The organism is Pseudomonas sp. LG1D9 (genome assembly GCF_002949995.1).
GTDB classification, from domain to species: Bacteria; Pseudomonadota; Gammaproteobacteria; order Pseudomonadales; family Pseudomonadaceae; genus Aquipseudomonas; species Aquipseudomonas proteolytica.
The window spans coordinates 5928876-5947392 of sequence record NZ_CP026881.1 but is presented as its reverse complement, the minus strand read 5'-3'; the positions used below and the strand labels follow the sequence as shown (position 1 = coordinate 5947392).

At 62.6% G+C, this 18517-nt stretch carries 19 protein-coding genes; 7 read left to right on the top strand and 12 right to left on the bottom strand.

The window, feature by feature from the left end:
* The first annotated feature begins 8 nt into the window (after positions 1-8).
* The 3 genes from nrdD (at position 9) to C5F71_RS27220 (ending at position 2575) form a co-directional block, all read left to right on the top strand.
* Positions 9-164, top strand: a complete 156-nt coding sequence (nrdD, locus tag C5F71_RS27230) for an anaerobic ribonucleoside-triphosphate reductase (RefSeq protein ID WP_029291331.1) — start codon at positions 9-11, stop codon at positions 162-164.
* Positions 161-856, top strand: a complete 696-nt coding sequence (locus tag C5F71_RS27225; protein WP_092237015.1) for an anaerobic ribonucleoside-triphosphate reductase activating protein — start codon at positions 161-163, stop codon at positions 854-856. The genes nrdD and C5F71_RS27225 overlap by 4 nt, the downstream gene beginning before the upstream one ends.
* 99 nt (positions 857-955) lie before the next feature.
* The gene (locus tag C5F71_RS27220) at positions 956-2575 is read left to right on the top strand and encodes a methyl-accepting chemotaxis protein (protein WP_070994254.1); all 1620 of its coding nucleotides are present in this window, start codon (positions 956-958) and stop codon (positions 2573-2575) included.
* 200 nt (positions 2576-2775) lie between these two features.
* On the opposite strand, the gene C5F71_RS27210 is transcribed toward C5F71_RS27220, so the two are convergent.
* From C5F71_RS27210 to C5F71_RS27195, 4 genes are read right to left on the bottom strand one after another with little or no spacing between them, the layout of a single operon-like run.
* Positions 2776-4101, bottom strand: coding sequence for a 4Fe-4S binding protein (locus C5F71_RS27210; RefSeq protein WP_104912678.1), 1326 nt, complete (start codon positions 4099-4101; stop codon positions 2776-2778).
* Positions 4102-4133: 32 nt separating this feature from the next.
* Positions 4134-4976, bottom strand: a complete 843-nt coding sequence (locus C5F71_RS27205) for an FTR1 family protein (RefSeq protein ID WP_104912459.1) — start codon at positions 4974-4976, stop codon at positions 4134-4136.
* Positions 4977-4993: 17 nt separating this feature from the next.
* The gene (locus C5F71_RS27200) at positions 4994-5317 is read right to left on the bottom strand and encodes a cupredoxin domain-containing protein (protein WP_029291342.1); all 324 of its coding nucleotides are present in this window, start codon (positions 5315-5317) and stop codon (positions 4994-4996) included.
* Positions 5318-5848, bottom strand: a complete 531-nt coding sequence (locus C5F71_RS27195; RefSeq protein ID WP_029291344.1) for an iron transporter — start codon at positions 5846-5848, stop codon at positions 5318-5320.
* Between the two features lie 176 nt (positions 5849-6024).
* On the opposite strand from C5F71_RS27195, the gene C5F71_RS27190 reads away from it, so the two are divergent.
* On the top strand, positions 6025-6234 hold the full coding sequence (locus C5F71_RS27190) for a DUF3079 domain-containing protein (protein ID WP_029291346.1): 210 nt from the start codon (positions 6025-6027) through the stop codon (positions 6232-6234).
* A 276-nt stretch (positions 6235-6510) separates the two neighbouring features.
* Positions 6511-6723, top strand: a complete 213-nt coding sequence (locus C5F71_RS27185; RefSeq protein ID WP_029291348.1) for a PLDc N-terminal domain-containing protein — start codon at positions 6511-6513, stop codon at positions 6721-6723.
* 202 nt (positions 6724-6925) lie between these two features.
* Here C5F71_RS27185 and C5F71_RS27180 read toward each other — a convergent pair whose 3' ends face one another.
* Positions 6926-7804 carry an alpha/beta hydrolase gene (locus C5F71_RS27180; protein ID WP_092237003.1) on the bottom strand — a complete coding sequence of 293 codons (879 nt, stop codon included), beginning with the start codon at positions 7802-7804 and terminating at the stop codon, positions 6926-6928.
* Positions 7805-7878: 74 nt separating this feature from the next.
* Complete coding sequence (locus C5F71_RS27175) at positions 7879-9048, bottom strand: GGDEF domain-containing protein (protein ID WP_070994257.1); 1170 nt, start codon at positions 9046-9048, stop codon at positions 7879-7881.
* Positions 9049-9231: 183 nt separating this feature from the next.
* Between C5F71_RS27175 and C5F71_RS27170 the strand changes: the two genes are divergently transcribed.
* Together C5F71_RS27170 and C5F71_RS27165 are read left to right on the top strand one after the other, a co-directional pair.
* Complete coding sequence (locus C5F71_RS27170; RefSeq protein ID WP_104912458.1) at positions 9232-9828, top strand: NUDIX domain-containing protein; 597 nt, start codon at positions 9232-9234, stop codon at positions 9826-9828.
* A gap of 96 nt (positions 9829-9924) precedes the next feature.
* Positions 9925-10512, top strand: coding sequence for a LysE family translocator (locus tag C5F71_RS27165; RefSeq protein ID WP_070994258.1), 588 nt, complete (start codon positions 9925-9927; stop codon positions 10510-10512).
* Position 10513: 1 nt separating this feature from the next.
* Here C5F71_RS27165 and C5F71_RS27160 read toward each other — a convergent pair whose 3' ends face one another.
* From C5F71_RS27160 to C5F71_RS27135, 6 genes are all read right to left on the bottom strand, one after another.
* Positions 10514-11335, bottom strand: a complete 822-nt coding sequence (locus C5F71_RS27160; protein WP_104912457.1) for an AraC family transcriptional regulator — start codon at positions 11333-11335, stop codon at positions 10514-10516.
* A 104-nt stretch (positions 11336-11439) separates the two neighbouring features.
* Complete coding sequence (locus C5F71_RS27155) at positions 11440-13908, bottom strand: TonB-dependent siderophore receptor (protein WP_104912456.1); 2469 nt, start codon at positions 13906-13908, stop codon at positions 11440-11442.
* 262 nt (positions 13909-14170) lie between these two features.
* Positions 14171-15139 carry a FecR domain-containing protein gene (locus C5F71_RS27150; protein ID WP_104912455.1) on the bottom strand — a complete coding sequence of 323 codons (969 nt, stop codon included), beginning with the start codon at positions 15137-15139 and terminating at the stop codon, positions 14171-14173.
* Positions 15136-15666: a sigma-70 family RNA polymerase sigma factor gene (locus C5F71_RS27145; RefSeq protein WP_092236993.1), complete on the bottom strand. Its 531-nt coding sequence runs from the start codon at positions 15664-15666 to the stop codon at positions 15136-15138. The genes C5F71_RS27150 and C5F71_RS27145 overlap by 4 nt, the downstream gene beginning before the upstream one ends.
* A 219-nt stretch (positions 15667-15885) precedes the next feature.
* Positions 15886-17496 carry an ABC transporter ATP-binding protein gene (locus tag C5F71_RS27140; protein ID WP_029291366.1) on the bottom strand — a complete coding sequence of 537 codons (1611 nt, stop codon included), beginning with the start codon at positions 17494-17496 and terminating at the stop codon, positions 15886-15888.
* A gap of 1 nt (position 17497) precedes the next feature.
* Positions 17498-18517, bottom strand: coding sequence for an ABC transporter permease (locus C5F71_RS27135; protein ID WP_029291368.1), 1020 nt, complete (start codon positions 18515-18517; stop codon positions 17498-17500).

Below are 18517 nucleotides of genomic sequence, written 5' to 3'. Positions count from 1 at the left end.
GATTCACCATGCAAACCACCCAGCCACAACGCCAACGCTGTGAAGTCTGGACCCGTGTCATGGGCTACCACCGACCGGTTTCGGCCTTTAACCCCGGCAAACAATCGGAGCACCGTGAGCGCGCGCACTTTACCGAAAGTGCGGCGGCGGCCGGGCGCCAATGAGTCGAGCACTACGGGTCGGGGGCCTCGTGCCCCTGACCACCCTCGACTACCCCGGCATGCTCGCCTGCGTGCTGTTTTGCCAGGGCTGTGCCTGGCGTTGTCGGTATTGCCATAACCCGGACCTGATCCCCCCTCGCGGTAGCGATGAGGTGGATTGGCGCCGGGTTTTGCTGTTTCTGCAACGGCGCCAGGACCTGCTGGATGCCGTGGTGTTCAGCGGTGGTGAACCGACCCTGCAGGAAGGCCTGCCGGCAGCCATGGACGAAGTGCGCAAGATGGGCTTTCGCATCGGCCTGCACAGTGCCGGGATCAAGCCTGCGGCGTTCGCCAATGCCCTGGCCCATGCCGATTGGGTTGGCTTCGACGTCAAGGCCCTGGCCGAGGACTGCCAGTTGATCACCCAGGTCAAGGGCAGCGGCACCGCCAATTGGCGCAGCCTCGACCTGCTGCTGCACAGCGATGTGGACTACGAATGCCGCACCACCGTGCATTGGCACCTGATCGACCCGCAGCGCCTGCTGCTGCTGGCCCAGCGTTTGCAAGAGCGGGGAGTCAAGCGCTTCGCCGTACAGCTGGTGCGCACCGCGCGCATGCTCGATGAGCAATTGCCGAGCGTTTCGGCACAGGCCTTGCTGCCTGAACTATGGGAGAAAATGCGGGCACTGTTCCCGGCATTTGTTTTACGGGGTTGATCCCTTCGCGGAGCCCTTTCAAGCGTGGCGATTGAACTCCCACCGGATTATCAAAGATGCTGCCCCCTGGGGGCAGGTATTCATCAGGGAGCTTATGACATGACTCGACTAACCACCGCCCGCCGTATCGCGATCGGCTTTGCCATCGCCCCCTTGGCCCTGGCGGGCATGGCGCTCTACGCCTTGCACGACCTGGGCACCCTCAAGGAACAATCAGAACTGATCGTGCAGCAGGACTGGCCGAAAATTGCCCCGATCATGGTGATTGCCACCGGTGTGCGCGACAACGGCCGTAACACCCGCGACTTGCTGATCGATGAGGACAACCAGGCCGCACAACAGGCCATTGGTACCACCCGCCAACGCATTACCGATGCCTTCACCCAACTGGAGCCGCTGTTCAACACACCTGCGGGCCAGGCGGCCTATGCCGACCTGAAGCAGCGTCGCGAAGCCTATGTGGGCGCCTTTACCCAGGTGCAGGCACTTATCCGCCAGGGCGCCCATGCCGAGGGTGTGGCGCAGCTCAAGCAGAATGTGCAACCCGCCGAGCAGGCCGTATTCAAGAGCCTGGAGGCGATGATGGCCTTGCAGGGGCAGATCTTTACCGAGCGCGAGCGCGCGGCGCAGACCCTGTACAGCGAGGCGCGGCGCAACATGCTGGGGCTGTTCCTGCTGTGCGTGGCCCTGGTGGTGGCGGCGGGGGTGATTGTCACCCGCAGCGTGACCCGGCCCCTGGGCGGCGAGCCCGACGAGGCCGCGCGGGTATTGAGCCAGATTGCCCAGGGCGACCTGACTACCGAAGTGCCAACGGCGGGCAGCGCCGACGGCAGCGTGATGAAAAACATGCAACAGATGCAGGACAACCTCAATGAAATGGTGCGCCAGATCGCCACGTCGGTGGACCGCGTGGCCAGTTCTTCCGAGGAGTTGAGCGCGGTCAGCAGCCAGACCAGCAGCAGCTTGCAACTGCAAGGCATGGAGATTGAACAGGCCGCCACGGCGGTCAATGAGATGACGGCGGCGGTAGATGAAGTGGCGCGCAATGCAGTGAGCACCAGTGAAGCCTCACGGTTATCGGCGCAGACGGCCCAACTGGGGCGCGATCAGGTGCAAGAAACCGTCGCGTCCATCAACACCCTGGCAGAGGGCGTCAGTGGCACCTCGGTGCGCATCCAGCAACTGGCCGGGCGGGTGCAGGACATCAGCGGCGTGCTGGAGGTGATCCGCAGTATTGCCGACCAGACCAACCTGCTGGCCCTCAACGCGGCCATCGAGGCGGCACGGGCCGGGGATGCCGGGCGCGGGTTTGCCGTGGTGGCCGATGAGGTGCGGGCCCTGGCCCATCGCACCCAGGCCTCGACCCAGGAGATCGAGCAGATGATCGGCAATATCCGCCTGGACACCGAACAAGCTGTGACCGCGATGCAGGGCAGCAGTGATTTGGTACGGGCTACCTTGAGCGTGGCCGAGCGTTCGGGCCAGGCCCTGGAAGCGATTACCCAGTCGATCTCGCAGATCAACGAACGCAACCTGATGATCGCCAGCGCCACCGAAGAGCAAGCATTGGTGGCGCGGGAGGTGGATCGCAACCTGGTGGGGATTCGCAATCTGTCGGAGCAAGTCTTGCTCGGCGCACGGCATACCGATACGGCAGGCCATGAACTGGCGCAAATGGCAGGGGAACTGCACCTGACGGTTGCCAGGTTCCGCGTCTAACCGCGCAAGACGGGCCATTGTGGCGAGCGGGCTTATTGTGGCGAGCGGGCTTGCCCCGCGCTGGGCGGCGAAGCCGCCCCAATAGCCTCACCCCGTTCTGCCAGATATACCGAGGTGGCTGGTTTTGGGGCTGCTACGCAGCCCAGCGCGGGGCAAGCCCGCTCGCCACAATAAGCCCGCTCACTGCGACAAGCCGGTTCCTAGAGATTCCAGCCCCAGAACTGTAGCCACCAGCCGTACCCCACCAGCCCATTGCCCAGTAGCAGGCAAGTCCAGGCGGCGCAGTGTCGTGGCAGTGGCGTGTCGGCCAGCTGTTTCCACCCCAGCCACAAACACCAGCCTATCGCCCCAACCAGCAGCGCGCCGCGTGCCGGCTGTACCCAGTCGAGCAACAACCCTTCATAGCGCAATAACTTGACGGTGGTTGCCGACAGCCCCAGGAACAGTCCTGCACCGCCAAGGGGCGTGAAGGTCAGCGCCAGGGCCCAATACCGTGCACGCTCACCGCTCAGTCGTGCGGCGAGGTGCACCAGCCCCATCAATGCGCCGCCGATCAGCAGGCTGCTGGCACCCAGGTACGCAACGATACAAAACCCATCCAACCAACTGAAGCTGTCGTTGGCCTGGGGGTAATGGGTCAACAGCCACCAGGGCGCGTTGTCCTGCAACGGCCACAACCAGTCGTGCTCCACCAACCATTGCGCCAGGGCCTGCTTGAACGTGATGAACCACGGGCTGACGGTCCACTGGAAGGCGCCCATCGCCAGGCCGATCACGCCAAACAACAACAAGCGCGTATCCCAGGCCAAGGCGGGTTTGCGTGGGGCCTGGAGGATTTCGCTATTGCACGAGCGCGCAATCAACTGCACCGCGCCACGTTGCCCGCTGCAGCGGCCACAGGCGTGGCAATCGCTGGCACCTTGCAAGCGGCGGATGTCCAGCAGTGGCGCGCAGTTGGGCAAGGGTAGCCGTGGGCCGTCGTTGGCTTTCCAACGTTGTTCATCAACCTGGAAATGCACGGGCGCCAGGCGCGCGAGCAGGGCGAACACACCGCTGACCGGGCACAGGTAGCGGCACCACACCCGTTTGCCGCGCACAAACAGCAGCCCTACCAGCACGGCGGCGACGGTCGAGCCGCCGAGGATCAGCAAGGCCGCCTGGGCGTAGTCGTACACACTGATCAATTGCCCGTAGAGGGTGGTCAGGCAGAAACCCACGGTGGGCCAACCGCCCCAGCGGATCCACCCCGGAATGCCCAGGCCGCGCCCATGGCGGCTGGCCCATTCGCTCAACGAGCCTTCAGGGCAGAGCACGCCGCACCACACGCGGCCGAACACGACGATGGACAGCACCACGAACGGCCACCACATGCCCCAGAACAGGAACTGTGCCAGTAGCGTCAGGTTATCCAACAAACGCGCCTGGCTGGCGGGCAGCGGCAGCAGCGCGGGTACCACCAGCAATCCCGCGTAGAACAGCACCACCGCCCATTGCATACCGCGAATCAGCCGCGCGTGGCGGCGCATGCCATCCCCCAGGCGTTGCAGCCAGGGGGTGTTCACAGCGTTGCTCGTCGGGTGCGATACAGCCCTTGGCCCACCAGCAACCAATAGCCGGCCAGCACCAGCAGGGTGACCGTGCTGGGCGTTGCGCGGTACCCGGCAAAGCCGGCGAGCACTGCGCCCAGGCCGTGGCTGTCACTGAGCAGGGCGCTGCTGTCCCACCAGGCTTCGCCCACCAGGGTGTAGACCCAATCGGGCATGTCCATCGCCAACAGTTGCCCGCCGATGCGTTCTGCGGCAGCGACCAGCAAGGAGGCCGCCAAAAGCAGCAACAGCACCTCACTGAGGGCGAAAAACCGCGACCACGAAATCAACCGCTGCGTGCTGCGCAGCAGCATCACTGTCAACCCGGCCAACACCAGGCCCAGCCCCCCGCCAATGGCGAACAGACCCAATGCCGGGCCATGCAGTTGGGCGCCGGCGCCATACAGGAACACCACGGTCTCGCTGCCTTCGCGGCTGACTGCCAACAACGCCAGCAACAACACACCGAGGCCGCCCTGGCGCGCCGCGCGCTGCTCGGCGTCCCGTAACAGTGTGTGCTTGAGGCCCGGCCCGTGGCGGTGCATCCAGAACACCATCTGCACCATCAACAGGCTTGCCACCAGGGTCATGCCGGCCTGGAACCATTCACCGCTGGGCCCGCTCATGGCTTCACCGGCCCACAGCATCAAGCCCGCCAACCCGGCGGAACACAGCAGCCCCAGGAGCACCCCGGCCCACAGGAAACGCCCCAGGCGCGAGCCCTCGGATTGTTGGCTGATCCAGGCCTGGAGGATGCCGATCACCAGCAACGCCTCGACGCTTTCGCGCCAGACGATAAACATCGATTGATTCATCAAATGCTCCTGGGCCGTTATTCGGCGAGGATGCTGCCCTCGGGCAACTGTGGGTTGAATTCGTCGAAAAACCCATAAGTGCCCGGCTTGAGCGGGTGGATCACCACGAAGGTGGTCACCCCAGGCGACAGCACTTTCTCCACGCGCAGCGGCGTGCTCTCGAACTCGGCCGGGCCTTGGCCGATGTTTTTCAACACGATCTTGAAGCGCTGGCCGGCCGGCACCTTGAGCTGCGCCGGGTTGAAGTGGCCGTCCTGCAGCGTCAATTCATAGGTCGGCAAAGGTGCTGCCAGGGCCGCACCAGCGGCCAGCAGGGCGCACAGGGCGAGGGCGCGGCGCATTCAGTAGCCGCCTTTCTTGCCAATACCCGCGTAGACGAATTCGTAGTGCACTTCGCAGCGCTCGAACCACGGCGCGACCCCGGTTTCCTTGTCGGTATGCCGGCCCAGTGAGCCGTGGCCGCTGGGTGGCATCACGGTGAAAGTCAGCTGGTACTTGCCAGGGCCCAGCAGCTTGACGTTATCGCCGTAGTGCGGCCCGTCGTTGGCCACCATGGCGTGGAACTCACCGATGATCGGGCTGGCTGCACCTTGCTTCTGCAGACGGAACGAGACGTTGAGGTAAGGCACGAAACTGCCTTCCTGGAAGCCCTGCTGATTGTCGGCAGTGGCGCGGATATCGGCCTCCAGATGCACATCCGAATCGGCGGTGGCGCGCATCATGCCCGGTGGCGCCATCTCGATCGGTTGCAGATAGACCGCACCGACTTCCAGGCCGGGGCACATTTGTGGCTCGCCGATCGGGTATTCCTTGGCGACGGCCGCGCCAGTCGACAACAGCAAGGCCAGTGACAGCGTGAAGGGGATACGCATGGGGGCTTCCTGACAGGGCAAAAGAGAGTCCGAGTCTAGAAAGCTTTGCTGTAAATAATAATGATTCCTGTCAAGTTTCCAGGGATATAACCACAACCATTCTTGACGTTGGTCAAGGCTGTGGGCGGGCGGCGGCCGTAGGATCAAATCACCGCCCACTGCCGTGGAGCCTGCTCATGGCCAAGCCATTCCCGCTAAACCCCAAACACCCTGAGCGTATCTGCTGGGGCTGCGACCGTTATTGTGCGACTAGCGCCCTGGCCTGCGGCAACGGTGCCGACCGCACCATGCACCCGGCCGAAATGATCGGTGAGGATTGGTACTTGCATGGCGATTGGGGGATTGAACTGCCGATTGCAACAGACAAGGTGCCAGACCCTGGTTGACCTAAGCCTGCAACTTGCAGCCCACCGCTGGCTTTTTTGTGGCGAGCGGGCTTGCCCCGCGCTGGGTGGCGAAGCCGCCCCAATAGCCTCACCACCTTCTGCCAGATATACCGAGGCGGCAGGTTTTAGGGCTGCTGCGCAGCCCAGCGGGGGACAAGCCCCCTCGCCACAACAAGCCACCCTCCCACAACAAGCGCCCTTGCCATAACTTGGTATTTTTTCTGAACCCTCGCGTTCACCCCTGGCCCTAAGGTGTATGACCTCAGGAGGTGAACCATGCAAATCGAATACGTCTGGATTATTTTGGCCACGCTGTTGGTGCTGGTGGAGTTGTGGGCCATCAACTGTGTACTGCGCAGTGCCAGTCGAGCCGAAACCAAAATGCTATGGGTTGTGGTGATTGTCTTCGTACCCCTGCTGGGTGTGATTCTGTGGGCGATCACTGGCCCCAAGGCGATTGCCAAGCAAAAGGCTGACGTCAGCCGGTGAACCATCAGCGTAAAAAAATCGTTTAAATGCAAAAAGAGTTGTCCACGAAAACCGTGGGTATCTCTGTGGATAACCTTGCGTGGCCCCGGCGCCACTGGCGATTCGACCTGCGATCAATATTTGATCAGGAACGTTTGCAAGCCTTTTGGCGCGTGGCATGCGCTTGACACGCGTCGCTCCAACCGGTGCCGGATTCGCCGTTCTACAGCAAACCCTGGAGTGCCTGGCGATAGCTGCGCCCGCCCAGGCTCAGGCTGTTGTTGTGACTGGCTCCCGGTACCAACAGCAAGTGCTTGGGTTCTTGCGCAGCATCAAACAGTTGCTGGCTGAAACGCGGCGGTACATAGCGGTCATCCAGGCCATGCACGACGAGCAAGGGCATATGGATATCGGCGATCTTGTCGATGGAGTCAAACTTCTGTGACAGCAACCACCGCACCGGCAGCGAGGTGTTGGCCACCGCCGCCGCGACATCGGCCAGGGAGGTAAAGGTGGATTCGATCACCAGCCCACGCACCGGCGGCGGCAGGTGTTCAGCGACGGCCTGCTGGCCCAGTTCGGCCGCCAGGTCAATGGCCACGGCGCCGCCCAGGGAGTGGCCGTAGATCAGGCGCTTGCCCGGGTCGGGTTGCAGCAGTTGGAAGCGCTCCCAGGCCACCCGTGCATCTTCGTAGACACTGGACTCTGAGGGCAGGTCGCCCCGGCTTTGGCCAAAGCCCCGATAGTCGATGGCCAGCACCGAGTAACCCTGGGCATGCAGTTGCTCGATGCGAAACAGCTGGCCGGTAAGGTTCCAGCGCACGCCGTGCAGATACAGGATCGCCGGCGCGTCTTTTTTCGCCGCCGGCCACCACCAGCCATGCAGGCTCTGCCCGGACTTGAAGCTGGCGGGCTTGAGCTCGAACTCCTGCACATCGCTGGGCAGCCCGCGATACCAACTGGCAGGGCCGGGTTCGATACGAAACACCAGCTCCCGCTCCTTGTGTTGCAGCACATTGCACCCTACTGGCAGGCCGAGGATCAGTAGCGCCATGCACAGCAGCGGTAGCCAGCGCCAGCGCGAGAGAGAACGTGAGGACATGGAGGTTCCAGGACAGAAGCGAAGCAGGTTTTTTACCAGAAGCCTTGCCCGTGAAGGAATTATTCAGACCGCCGTCAGGGGGCGATTGCTTGCAAAGTGTTACAGGCCGTCTGTACGCGGTTGCGCCCCTGATCCTTGGCGCGATACAGCGCCTGGTCTGCCTGGGACAGCAGCCGTGACAGATCGTGGCACGCGGCGGTGCTGGTCACCACCCCGATACTCACACTGAGGAACCCCGGGGCCAACAAGTCCAGTTCGGCGAACCGCTGGCGGATACGTTCGGCCACCTGCACCGCGCCTTGTTCATCGGTGTCGGCCAGCAGGCAGGCAAATTCTTCGCCGCCGATGCGCGCAAACAGATCGTGCTTGCGCAAAATCGACGAGGTCAGTTGGCTGAAGGCTATCAATGCCTGGTCGCCCATGGGGTGGCCGAAACTGTCGTTAAGGCGCTTGAAGTAGTCCAGGTCACACAACAGCAATGTCACCGGCTTGCCGCGTTGTTGGCTGTCGGCCAGCAGTTGCTCGCCATGCAGCATGAACGCCCGGCGATTGCCGATGCCGGTCAATACATCGCTGAATGCAGCGGCCTTGAAGTTGAGTTCGGCGCGCTCCTTGACCATCGCCAGGGTGACGTAGGCGATGCCGATCGCATACAGCATGGATTCGAACAGCATGAACGAAAAAAACGGCACGCCTTCGCCCATCAGCGCATGTTCATTCTTGAGCGGCATGCCGGGGTCAATCACCGCCCGTACGCAGTAAAACGTCGTATGAAACAGCATCAGCCCCATCGCTGGCAGATAGGCCACTTCCAGGTGTCGGCGATGGCGCCACAACTCCAGCGCCGACAGCACGCCATAGCTGGCAGCCAGCAGGGAGTAAAGCGACACCCGGCTGGACATCGACCCATAGAACTGCGGCACCAGGCACATCAACAGCCATAGCGCGGGGCCTGCGAGGATACCCGGCAGGTGCGGCCTGCCATGGACGAACAGGCGCATGGCGGTCCAATTCATGGCGGCACTGAGCAGCAGCACCACATTGCCCAGCACCAGCGCGACAAAATCCACGCCCACGCCGCGCACCACGATCAGCGTGGTGCCGAGGGAAGCCAGCAACAGCATCACCCCCAGGTAGCCCAGGGTCGGCTCACGCACGCGATGCCAGGCGTGGACGGTAAGCAGGCCCATCAGGCAGAAAACGAAGACCGCGACCATCAAGAGCGTCGGTATGTGCAGCATCATGTCCTTGACCCCGCAAGATGCATTGTCGAGATAACCCCGTCAGCCACAGGCGTGGGCGGTCATCCGGTACAGAAAGGGCGCGATTGTAGCCGGATAACGCGCGCCGATGCTGGCCGATGGACAGCTTGACGCTGACAGGATGTCCCCGACATGCTGCGCCCCCTGCGACCAAAAGGACCTGCCATGGACAACAGCCCCGTACGCATCACCTCCCAAGAGCTGCTCTCGGACAACTGGTACCTGCTGAAAAAGTACAGCTTTGACCTGCGCCGCCGTGATGGCAGTTGGCAAGCCCAGACGCGGGAGGTGTATGACCGTGGCAACGGAGCGACCATCCTGCTGTACAACACCCAGCAGCGCACGGTGTTGCTGATTCGCCAGTTCCGCATGCCGACCTTCGTCAATGGCCATGACGGCTACCTGATCGAAACCGCTGCAGGCCTGCTGGACAACGCCAGCCCAGAGGAACGTATCCGCCTGGAAGCCGAGGAAGAGACCGGCTACCGCATCGGCCATGTCGAAAAAATCTACTCGGCGTTCATGAGCCCCGGGTCGGTGACCGAGCGCATTCATTTCTTTATCGGTGAGTATCAACCCGGCGACCGCGTGAGCGAGGGCGGTGGGCTTGCGGAGGAAGGCGAGGATATCGACGTGCTGGAACTGGGCTTCGACGAGGCTATCGCCATGGTTGCGCGCGGTGAGATTGTCGATGGCAAGACCATCATGCTCCTGCAATACCTGGAGCTGCGATTGCTCAAGGCAACCCTGGCGGGAAGGTAGGCGCCGGCTCCTGCAGGGGCATTTTGTTCAATACGCATTGGCTACAGGAACGTAGCGTACAGGCCTCGCTCCCTGTGATTACAAAAAGGAAATGCAATGAGTTTGATCATGTCCATGGCCGCCTTCGCCCTGGCGACCTCTATCACCCCCGGCCCAGTCAATATCGTCGCCCTCGGCTCGGGGGCGCGCTTTGGTTTTGTCGCCAGCCAGAAACACGTGGCTGGCGCGGCGCTGGGGTTTACGTTGTTGCTGGTGTTGATCGGCCTGGGCTTGCATGAATTATTGATCCGTTGGCCGCTGTTGACCCAGGGCATCCAGTGGGGTGGGGTGATATTCCTGCTGTACATGGCCTACAAGCTGGCGACCGATGACGGCCGGCTGGATGCGCAAGATGCCAGCGTTGCGCCTTCGATGCTGTATGGCGCGGTCATGCAGTGGCTCAACCCCAAGGCCTGGCTGGCATGTGTCGCCGGTATGGGCCTGTTTGCGGCCGACGGCGAAGCCGCGCGGGTCTGGCAACTGGCGGCGGTGTACCTGGTGATTTGCTATTTGTCGGTGGCGTGCTGGTCGTATGTGGGCACTTTTTTTCGGCGTTACCTGAGCAATGCGCGGGGCATGCGCCTGTTCAACCGGGTGATGGCGTTGTTGCTGGTGATCAGTGTGGCGTACCTGTTGCTGGGCTGATTCAGCCGCGATATTGCCCTGGCGTGGCTGCCAGGTGCTGCTTGAACGTGCGCTGGAAGTGCGCCTGGTCGGCAAAGCCCGCGGCCAGTGCCACATCGGCAATCAACTGGCCGCTGCGCAGTTGCTGGCGGGCAAACTGGATCCGCTGGTTGACCAGGAATGCGTGGGGCGTCATGCCGTAATACTGCTTGAACGCGCGGATCAGGTACGACGGCGACAGCTGCGCGGCCTGGCAGATATCTTCGAGCTTCAGCGCCTCGGTGCACTGTTCGCGGATGTACTCGGCGGCGCGTTCCAGCTTGTGATTGACCTCCCGCACCACTGTTGCCGCCGGGTTCAGGCGCAATTGCACGTCACTGAGAAAACTCACCACGGCGCTGTGTTTGTGCAGGTGCTCGGCGTGTTCGTCGGTCAGCACGGCGTAGAGTTCGAGCAGGCCGGCAAACAGCTGCGGATCATCGGTATGGGTGGTGCTGAAACGGCGAAAGTCCAACTCGCTGGCAAACCCCAACTGGTGTTGCAGGTCGGTCAGCCAGGGCGTGTCTATGTAGAGCATGTGATACGACCAGGGTTGGTCGTCGATAGGGTTGCAGGCGTGCACGTCGCCGGGGTTCATCAGCACCACGGTGCCGGTATGGATATGGAAGGTGTCTGCGCCATGGATATACAGGCTCTGCCCGGCGGTGATCGCGCCAATCGAGAAATGGTCGTGGGCATGCCGGGTGTAGCAGACCTTGCGCCCATCATCGATGGTACGTGCTTCGATAAACGGCAGGCTGGCATCACGCCAGAAGCGCGGGGCGGCCAGGTCGGGCAGCGACATGATGGCAATCTCCAATGGGCCTTGTAGGGCCTCGATGATTACACATAAATACGCCGCCGACCTTATGTAGGCGCCGGCAAGCCGGCTCCTACGTTTGTGTTGGGTTAGAAGTCCCAGCGTGTGGCCAGTTGCAGGCTACGCGGCTCGCCGTAGAAACCGGTGCCGAAGTTGCCCAGGCCTGTGTAGTACTTTTTGTCGAAGGCGTTCTTCACGTTCAACGTGGTGCTCAAGTGCTCGTTGAAGCGATAGCGTGCCATCAGGTCCACCAGGTAATAGCTGTCCTGGGTGATGCGCGCGTATTGGCCGAAGTTGACCGTGTCATTCGGGTTGGGCTGGAACACATTGCCGAAGAACTCGCTCTGCCAGTTGACCCCGGCACCGATCGTCACCTTATCCAGCGCCCCCGGCAGGCGATAGGCGTTGAACAGGCGCACCACCTGCTGCGGCGTGGTGGTTTGCAGGACGGAGCTGTAGACATAGTCGTCGTTGGCATCACGGGTGTGCTGGTAGGTGTAGCCGGCCGAGACATTCCAGCCGTCGAGTACTTCGCCGGCCAGTTCCACTTCAAAGCCCTTGGTCGTGGCGCCGGCAATCGGGCGGTAGATCGAGTCGCTTTCAAAGCCCGAGACGTATTGCGCAACATTGTCCTGCTCGATACGGAAGGCGGCGAAGCTGGCATTCAGGCGGCCGTCGAAAAAGGCCGCCTTGAGCCCGGCTTCGTAGGTGTCGCCTTCAATCGCGTCAAGCAGCTTGCGGTCGGCGTCCTTGGTGTTCTGCGGGCGGTAGATCTTGGTGTAGCTGCTGTACACCGACCAGATATCGTTGAGGTCGTAGACCACCCCGGCATAGGGTGTCACCACGCCGGTCTGCTTGTAACTGGTGCGCGCGTCGGTGGCGGTCGGATCGTAGAAATCCGTGGTGTCGTTGTTGCTGAAATTGCTCACGCGGGTGCCGAGGATCACCGACAAGTCATCGGTAGGTTTCAGTCGGGTCGCCAGGTAGGCGCCGGTCTGGCGTTGCACAATGTCGTTCTGGCCGCTGCGTGGAATGTTCGGCTTGGCATACTCGCCACGCCAGTCATAGATGCTGCCGCCCACCGGCGGGTAGACCGAACCGTAGACCGGCACGTCCTGTTTGGAGCGGGTCGCCATAAAGCCCATGATCAACTCATGCTCGCGGCCCAACAGGCTGAACGGGCCGCTGAGGTTGACGTCGAGGGTGTTCTGCACCTGGTCGCCCTTGTACTTGCCCATGAACATGTACATGCCTTCGCCTGTGACCTGGTCCGGGTTGCCGCCGCTGGCGGAGGCGAGCAGGGTGTCGTGCTGGCTGCGCTTGCGGTCCAGGCTGACTTTGAGTGACCAGTCGTTGGCCAGCTTTTGCTGGACCGAGGCGAAGATCGTCTGGTTCTGGAAGTCGCGGCGGCTCCAGTCGGCGGCCGGGTTGAACGAGCGCGAGAAGTTCGTGCGATTGCCGTTGCTGAAGTACATCGGGAACCCGGTCCAGCTGGCGCCACGGGAGCGGGTGTCCTGCTGGTCGATACCGAAGGTCAGCAGGGTGTCGGGGGTGAGATCGGCTTCGAGGATGCCGTAGGCAATGTCCTTGGTGTTCTGGTAGTGGTCCAGGTAGGACGAGCGATCCTGATAGACCCCGACAAAACGCCCACGCACATTGCCCGACTCGGTCAACGGCCCGGAGATATCACCTTCGGTGCGGTAGTTGTCCCAGGAGCCCACGGTGCCGGTCACCGAGGCCTTGAATTCCTTGGTGGGCTTTTTGCGGATCAGGTTGACCGTGGCCGAGGGGTCGCCGGAACCGCTCATCAGGCCCGACGAGCCCTTGATGATTTCCAGGTGGTCGTACACCGCCATGTCGGTGCTGGTGGTGCCGTAGTCATACACGCCGTCATAGGTGGAGTTGACGCCGTCGTACTGGAAGTTGGTGATTGGCAGGCCCCGGCTGGAGAATTCCCAGCGCTCGCTGTCGTAGTTCTGCACGCTGACGCCAGGGGCGCGGCGCAGGGTGTCGGCGATGTTGTTGGAACCCTGGTCGTCCATCTGCTGGCGGGTGATCACGGTGACCGACTGTGGGGTCTCGCGGATCGACAATGGCAGGCCGGTGGCCGAGGCCATCGAGCCGGTGGTGTAGGAGTGGCTGTCTTCGGTGGTGGCCCCCAGTGCCACGCCGGAAATCGTGGTAGCGCCCAGTTCAAGTTCGCCGTTATTGAGCGGCGCAAGTTCCAGCACATAGCCATTGTTGCCCTGGGGCTGGGCCTGCAGACCGCTGCCTTGCAACAAGCGTTGTAGACCGGCAGCCGGGGTGTAGCTGCCGCTCAGGCCCGGGCTGGTCTTGCCTGCCGCCAGGCTATTGTGGCCGGCGATGAAAATCCCCGACTGTTCGGCAAAGCGGTTCAACACACTGACCAAGGATCCTGCGCCGATGCTGTAGCTGCGGGCGGTTTCCTGGGTTGCCGGCGTTTCTGTCGCCTGCACGGTAAGCGGGCCCAGGCAGAGTAGGGTTGCGGTGATGGCCAGCGCCAGAGGGCGCAGCGTGAAAGCAGCGGGTTGTGGCATGGAAGGTTCCCTAGGGGTTCGGCGAATTTGAAAGCGTCTGCTGGGTTAACCGAACGAACGTTGAAAAGGGGAACTGGGGGAGCCGATTTTTTTTGTGGCGCAGTTGGTGGGGTGAGAGGGCAGTCGTGGAGGCCTTTGTGGCGAGGGGGCTTGTCCCCCGTTGGACTGCGTAGCAGGCCCATTTTTGGGGTCGCTTCGCAACCCAGCGGGGGACAAGCCCCCTCGCCACAAAAGCCCCCACAACAGCCTGGCAGCCCGGCAGTCAGGTGGCGTGTATTTTCGGTCCCACGCTGACCCACCATGGCATCACTTTGTCTATCTGGATCGGCAGCGCGGCCTCCAGCAGTTGCAACGCGTGCTCGCTGTCCTTGAGCGGGAATGAGCCCATCACCGGCAAGTGCGCTACGGCCGGATCGCATCCAAGGTGCCCGGGGTGGTAGCGATTCAGTTCGCTGATCAATTGGCCCAGTGGCAGGTTGTCCGCCAGCAGCACGCCCCGGCTCCAGGCCTCGCGGGTGGCGGATGCCGTGCTGGTGCCGCGGATGGCGTGGCGATCGAATACCGCCTGTTGCCCTGCCTCGATAATGCGCACCTGTTGGCCGTCGGCGGTGCGCACTTCTACCCGGCCATCGAAGACATTGAGGGCGGTGTCGTGCTCGCCTTGCAGCACGCTGAAGCGGGTGCCCAGGGCACGCAGGCGGCCGTGCGCGGTGTCGACCAGGAACGGGCGCTGGAGGTCCTTGGCGGTGTCGATCAGCACTTCGCCAAAACGCAGGTGCAGCAAGCGTTGATGTGCATCGAAGCGCACGTCCATGGCGCTTAATGCGTTGAGCCAGATATGCGTGCCGTCACCGAGCAAGGCATCGCGGATCTCGCCGCTGGCCGTGGCGTAGTCGGCGCTCCAGCCGCCGACCACCCGGGGCAGGGCGGTGCCGCGCCAGGTGCCCCAGGCCAATGCCGAACCTACACCCAGCACCAGTAGCGTCTTGAGGGTTTGCCGTCGGGTGCCGCGCAGGGCCCGGCTGGCGCCGATGGGCTCGTCGGTCAGGGGCGCAAAGCGCTGGCTGACGCGCTCGACGTACCGCCAAGCCGCCTGATGCTCTGGGTTCTGTCCAAGCCATGTCTGCCAATGCTGTTGTGCCTGGTTGCCGCCCTGAGGGTCTTGCAGGCGCACATACCATAGGGCTGCCTGCTGCAAGCTGGCGTGGCTGAGTTTTGCGCTGGGGTTCATTCCACGAGCAACCCGTCGAGTTCGGCTTCCAGCACCGCGCAGTGCAACAGCGCCTGGGCCATGTATTTTTTCACCATGCGCTCACAGACCCCCAATTGCACGGCGATTTGCTTGTAGGTCAGGCCATGCAGTTGCGCCAGCAGGAAGGCGTCGCTGACCTTGCGCGGCAGGCGCGCGAGCATGGCGTCTACCTCGTACAGGGTTTCGACGATGATCGCCCGCTGCTCCGGCGAGGGTTGCACCGCTTGCGGGCGGTCGGCGAGGCTTTGCAGCCAGGCCTGCTCCAGTTGGCGGCGGCGCCAATGGTCGATGCACAGGCCCCGAGCGATGGTCGCCAGGTACGAACGCTCGCGCACTGCATCGGCCTGCTCGGGTGGGCGTTTGAGCACGCGGATAAAAGTGTCTTGCGCCAGGTCGGCTGCATCCCAGCGATTGCTCAGGCGTCGGCGCAGCAGGCCGAGCAGCCACGAGTGGTGGCTGCCATAGAGCTGACTGAATGAAGTGGGGGAAGTCGACACAATATCCAACCGGCGCTGACGCCATGACGTGAATAGGAATTGGTCGCGATTAAAGCAAAGGGCTGCGGGCAGCGCAAATGATATTGGTTTGCTTTTGCGAAAGACGTTGCCTGCAGATCTGCACAGATCAAATGTGGCAGCTGGCTTGCCTGCGATAGCGGTGTGTTGCCTGACCCACCGCTATCGCAGCCTCGCCGGGCGAGACGGCTCCCACAGGATCCCCCTGAATCAGATGCGAGAGGTCGGCACCAGGAACGCGGCCTCCAGCAACTGCCGGGTATAGGCATGCTGGGGAGCGGCGAAGATGGTCTTGGCATCGCCCTGTTCCACCACCTGGCCTTGCTTGACCACCATCAACTGGTGACTCAGCGCCTTGACCACCGCCAGGTCGTGGCTGATAAACAGGTAGGTCAGGTTGTACTTGGCCTGCAGGTTGCGCAGCAGTTCTACCACCTGGCGCTGCACCGTGCGGTCCAGGGCCGAGGTCGGTTCATCCAGCAGGATCAGGCGTGGCTTGAGCACCAGGGCGCGGGCGATGGCGATGCGCTGGCGCTGGCCGCCGGAGAATTCGTGGGGGTAGCGGTGGCGGGTCTGCGGGTCCAGCCCCACTTCCTTGAGCGCGGCGATAATCGCCGCTTCCTGCTCGGCCGCCGTGCCGATCTTGTGGATGCGCAAGCCTTCACCGACGATCTCGCTGACACACATGCGCGGGCTCAGGCTGCCAAATGGGTCCTGGAACACCACCTGCATTTCCCGGCGCAATGGCCGCACCTGTTGTTGGGTCAGTTGGTCCAGTTGCTGGCCTTCAAAACGGATCCCGCCCTTGCTCCCGATCAACCGCAGGATCGCCAGGCCAAGGGTGGATTTGCCGGAGCCGCTTTCGCCGACGATGCCCAGGGTCTGGCCCTGGGGCAGGCTGAAGTGGATACCGTCCACGGCCTTGACGTAATCGACGGTGCTGCGCAAGAAGCCTTTCTTGATCGGGAACCAGACCTTGAGGTCGTCGACTTCCAGCAATGGCGGACCAATGGCGTTGCTGGCTGGCCCGCCGCTGGGTTCAGCGGCCAGCAGCTCCTGGGTGTACGGATGCTGCGGGGAACGGAACAGTTCTTCACAAGACGCCTGTTCGACAATGCAACCGCGTTGCATCACACACACGCGGTGGGCAATGCGCCGGACCAGGTTCAAGTCATGGCTGATCAGCAGCAGCGCCATACCCAGGCGCGCCTGCAACTCCTTGAGCAGTTCGAGGATCTTCAACTGCACGGTGACGTCCAGTGCGGTAGTTGGCTCATCGGCGATCAGCAGTTCTGGCTCGTTGGCCAGGGCCATGGCGATCATCACCCGCTGGCGCTGGCCGCCGGACAATTCATGGGGCAGGGCCTTGAGGCGCTTGTGTGGCTCCGGGATGCCCACCAGCTCCAGCAACTCCAGGGTGCGCAGGGTCGCGGCCTTGCCGGTCAGGCCCTTGTGCAGGCCCAGCACCTCGTTGATCTGCTTCTCGATGGAGTGCAGCGGGTTCAGCGAGGTCATCGGCTCCTGGAAGATCATCGCAATGCGGTTGCCGCGGATCTGGCGCAAGGGTTTTTCTTTCATGGTCAGCAGATCCTGCCCGGCATACCCGATCGTGCCGGACGGATGCCGCGCCAGGGGGTAGGGCAGCAGGCGCAAGATCGAGTGGGCAGTCACCGATTTGCCGGAGCCGCTTTCGCCGACCAGGGCCAGGGTTTCACCACGGCGGATATCGAAGCTGATGTTTTCCACCACGCGCTGATGCTGCTCGCCGGTGACGAACTCGACACTGAGGTCGCGGACTTCGATCAGATTGTCCTGGTTCATCTCATTTCCTCGGGTCGAAGGCATCGCGAGCGGACTCGCCGATAAACACCAGCAAACTCAACATAATCGCCAGCACCGCAAAGGCGCTGATGCCCAGCCACGGTGCTTGCAGGTTGGATTTGCCCTGGGCTACCAGCTCGCCCAGGGACGGCGAGCCTGCGGGCAGGCCGAAGCCCAGGAAGTCCAGGGCAGTCAGGGTGCCAATCGCGCCGGTGAGGATGAACGGCATAAACGTCATGGTCGAGACCATGGCGTTGGGCAGGATATGGCGGAACATGATCGCCCCGTTCTGCATACCCAGGGCCCGCGCGGCGCGTACGTATTCCAGATTGCGTCCGCGCAGGAACTCGGCGCGCACCACGTCCACCAGGCTCATCCACGAGAACAGCAGCATGATCCCCAGCAACCACCAGAAGTTGGGCTGGACGAAGCTGGCCAGGATGATCAGCAGGTACAGCACCGGCAAACCGGACCAGATTTCCAGGAAGCGCTGGCCGGCCAGGTCGACCCAGCCGCCATAGAAACCCTGCAAGGCGCCGGCCGCCACGCCGATGATCGAGCTCAATACGGTGAGGGTCAGGGCAAACAGCACCGAAACCCGAAAGCCATAGATTACCCGCGCCAGCACATCGCGCCCCTGGTCATCGGTGCCCAGCAGGTTATCGGCCGACGGCGGTGCCGGTGCCGGGACTTTCAGGTCGTAGTTGATGCTCTGGTAGCTGTAGGGGATCGGCGCCCAGAGCGTCCAGGCATCCTTGGCCTTGAGCAGTTCGCGGATATACGGGCTTTTGTAGTTGGCTTCCAGGGGGAATTCGCCGCCGAAGGTGGTTTCCGGGTAGCGCTTGAGCGCCGGGAAGTACCAGTCGCCGTCGTAATGCACCGCCAGCGGTTTGTCGTTGGCGATCAACTCGGCGCCCAGGCTCAGGCCAAACAGGATCAGGAATAGCCACAGCGACCACCAGCCGCGTTTGTTGGCCTTGAAACGTTCGAAGCGGCGGCGATTGAGGGGGGATAGGTTCAT

What these genes read in the sequence shown, in the direction of transcription:
- C5F71_RS27180 (WP_092237003.1), bottom strand. Translation starts at nt 7,804, where the DNA reads ATGTCCTCACGTTCTCTCTCGCGCTGGCGCTGGCTACCGCTGCTGTGC.
- C5F71_RS27150 (WP_104912455.1), bottom strand. Translation starts at nt 15,139, where the DNA reads ATGAACCCCAGCGCAAAACTCAGCCACGCCAGCTTGCAGCAGGCAGCC.
- C5F71_RS27225 (WP_092237015.1), top strand. Translation starts at nt 161, where the DNA reads ATGAGTCGAGCACTACGGGTCGGGGGCCTCGTGCCCCTGACCACCCTC.
- C5F71_RS27195 (WP_029291344.1), bottom strand. Translation starts at nt 5,848, where the DNA reads ATGCGTATCCCCTTCACGCTGTCACTGGCCTTGCTGTTGTCGACTGGC.
- C5F71_RS27210 (WP_104912678.1), bottom strand. Translation starts at nt 4,101, where the DNA reads ATGCGCCGCCACGCGCGGCTGATTCGCGGTATGCAATGGGCGGTGGTG.
- C5F71_RS27160 (WP_104912457.1), bottom strand. Translation starts at nt 11,335, where the DNA reads ATGTCGCTGCCCGACCTGGCCGCCCCGCGCTTCTGGCGTGATGCCAGC.
- C5F71_RS27205 (WP_104912459.1), bottom strand. Translation starts at nt 4,976, where the DNA reads ATGAATCAATCGATGTTTATCGTCTGGCGCGAAAGCGTCGAGGCGTTG.
- C5F71_RS27170 (WP_104912458.1), top strand. Translation starts at nt 9,232, where the DNA reads ATGGACAACAGCCCCGTACGCATCACCTCCCAAGAGCTGCTCTCGGAC.
- C5F71_RS27190 (WP_029291346.1), top strand. Translation starts at nt 6,025, where the DNA reads ATGGCCAAGCCATTCCCGCTAAACCCCAAACACCCTGAGCGTATCTGC.
- C5F71_RS27165 (WP_070994258.1), top strand. Translation starts at nt 9,925, where the DNA reads ATGAGTTTGATCATGTCCATGGCCGCCTTCGCCCTGGCGACCTCTATC.
- C5F71_RS27135 (WP_029291368.1), bottom strand. Translation starts at nt 18,517, where the DNA reads ATGAACCTATCCCCCCTCAATCGCCGCCGCTTCGAACGTTTCAAGGCC.
- C5F71_RS27175 (WP_070994257.1), bottom strand. Translation starts at nt 9,048, where the DNA reads ATGATGCTGCACATACCGACGCTCTTGATGGTCGCGGTCTTCGTTTTC.
- C5F71_RS27185 (WP_029291348.1), top strand. Translation starts at nt 6,511, where the DNA reads ATGCAAATCGAATACGTCTGGATTATTTTGGCCACGCTGTTGGTGCTG.
- nrdD (WP_029291331.1), top strand. Translation starts at nt 9, where the DNA reads ATGCAAACCACCCAGCCACAACGCCAACGCTGTGAAGTCTGGACCCGT.
- C5F71_RS27155 (WP_104912456.1), bottom strand. Translation starts at nt 13,908, where the DNA reads ATGCCACAACCCGCTGCTTTCACGCTGCGCCCTCTGGCGCTGGCCATC.
- C5F71_RS27200 (WP_029291342.1), bottom strand. Translation starts at nt 5,317, where the DNA reads ATGCGCCGCGCCCTCGCCCTGTGCGCCCTGCTGGCCGCTGGTGCGGCC.
- C5F71_RS27220 (WP_070994254.1), top strand. Translation starts at nt 956, where the DNA reads ATGACTCGACTAACCACCGCCCGCCGTATCGCGATCGGCTTTGCCATC.
- C5F71_RS27140 (WP_029291366.1), bottom strand. Translation starts at nt 17,496, where the DNA reads ATGAACCAGGACAATCTGATCGAAGTCCGCGACCTCAGTGTCGAGTTC.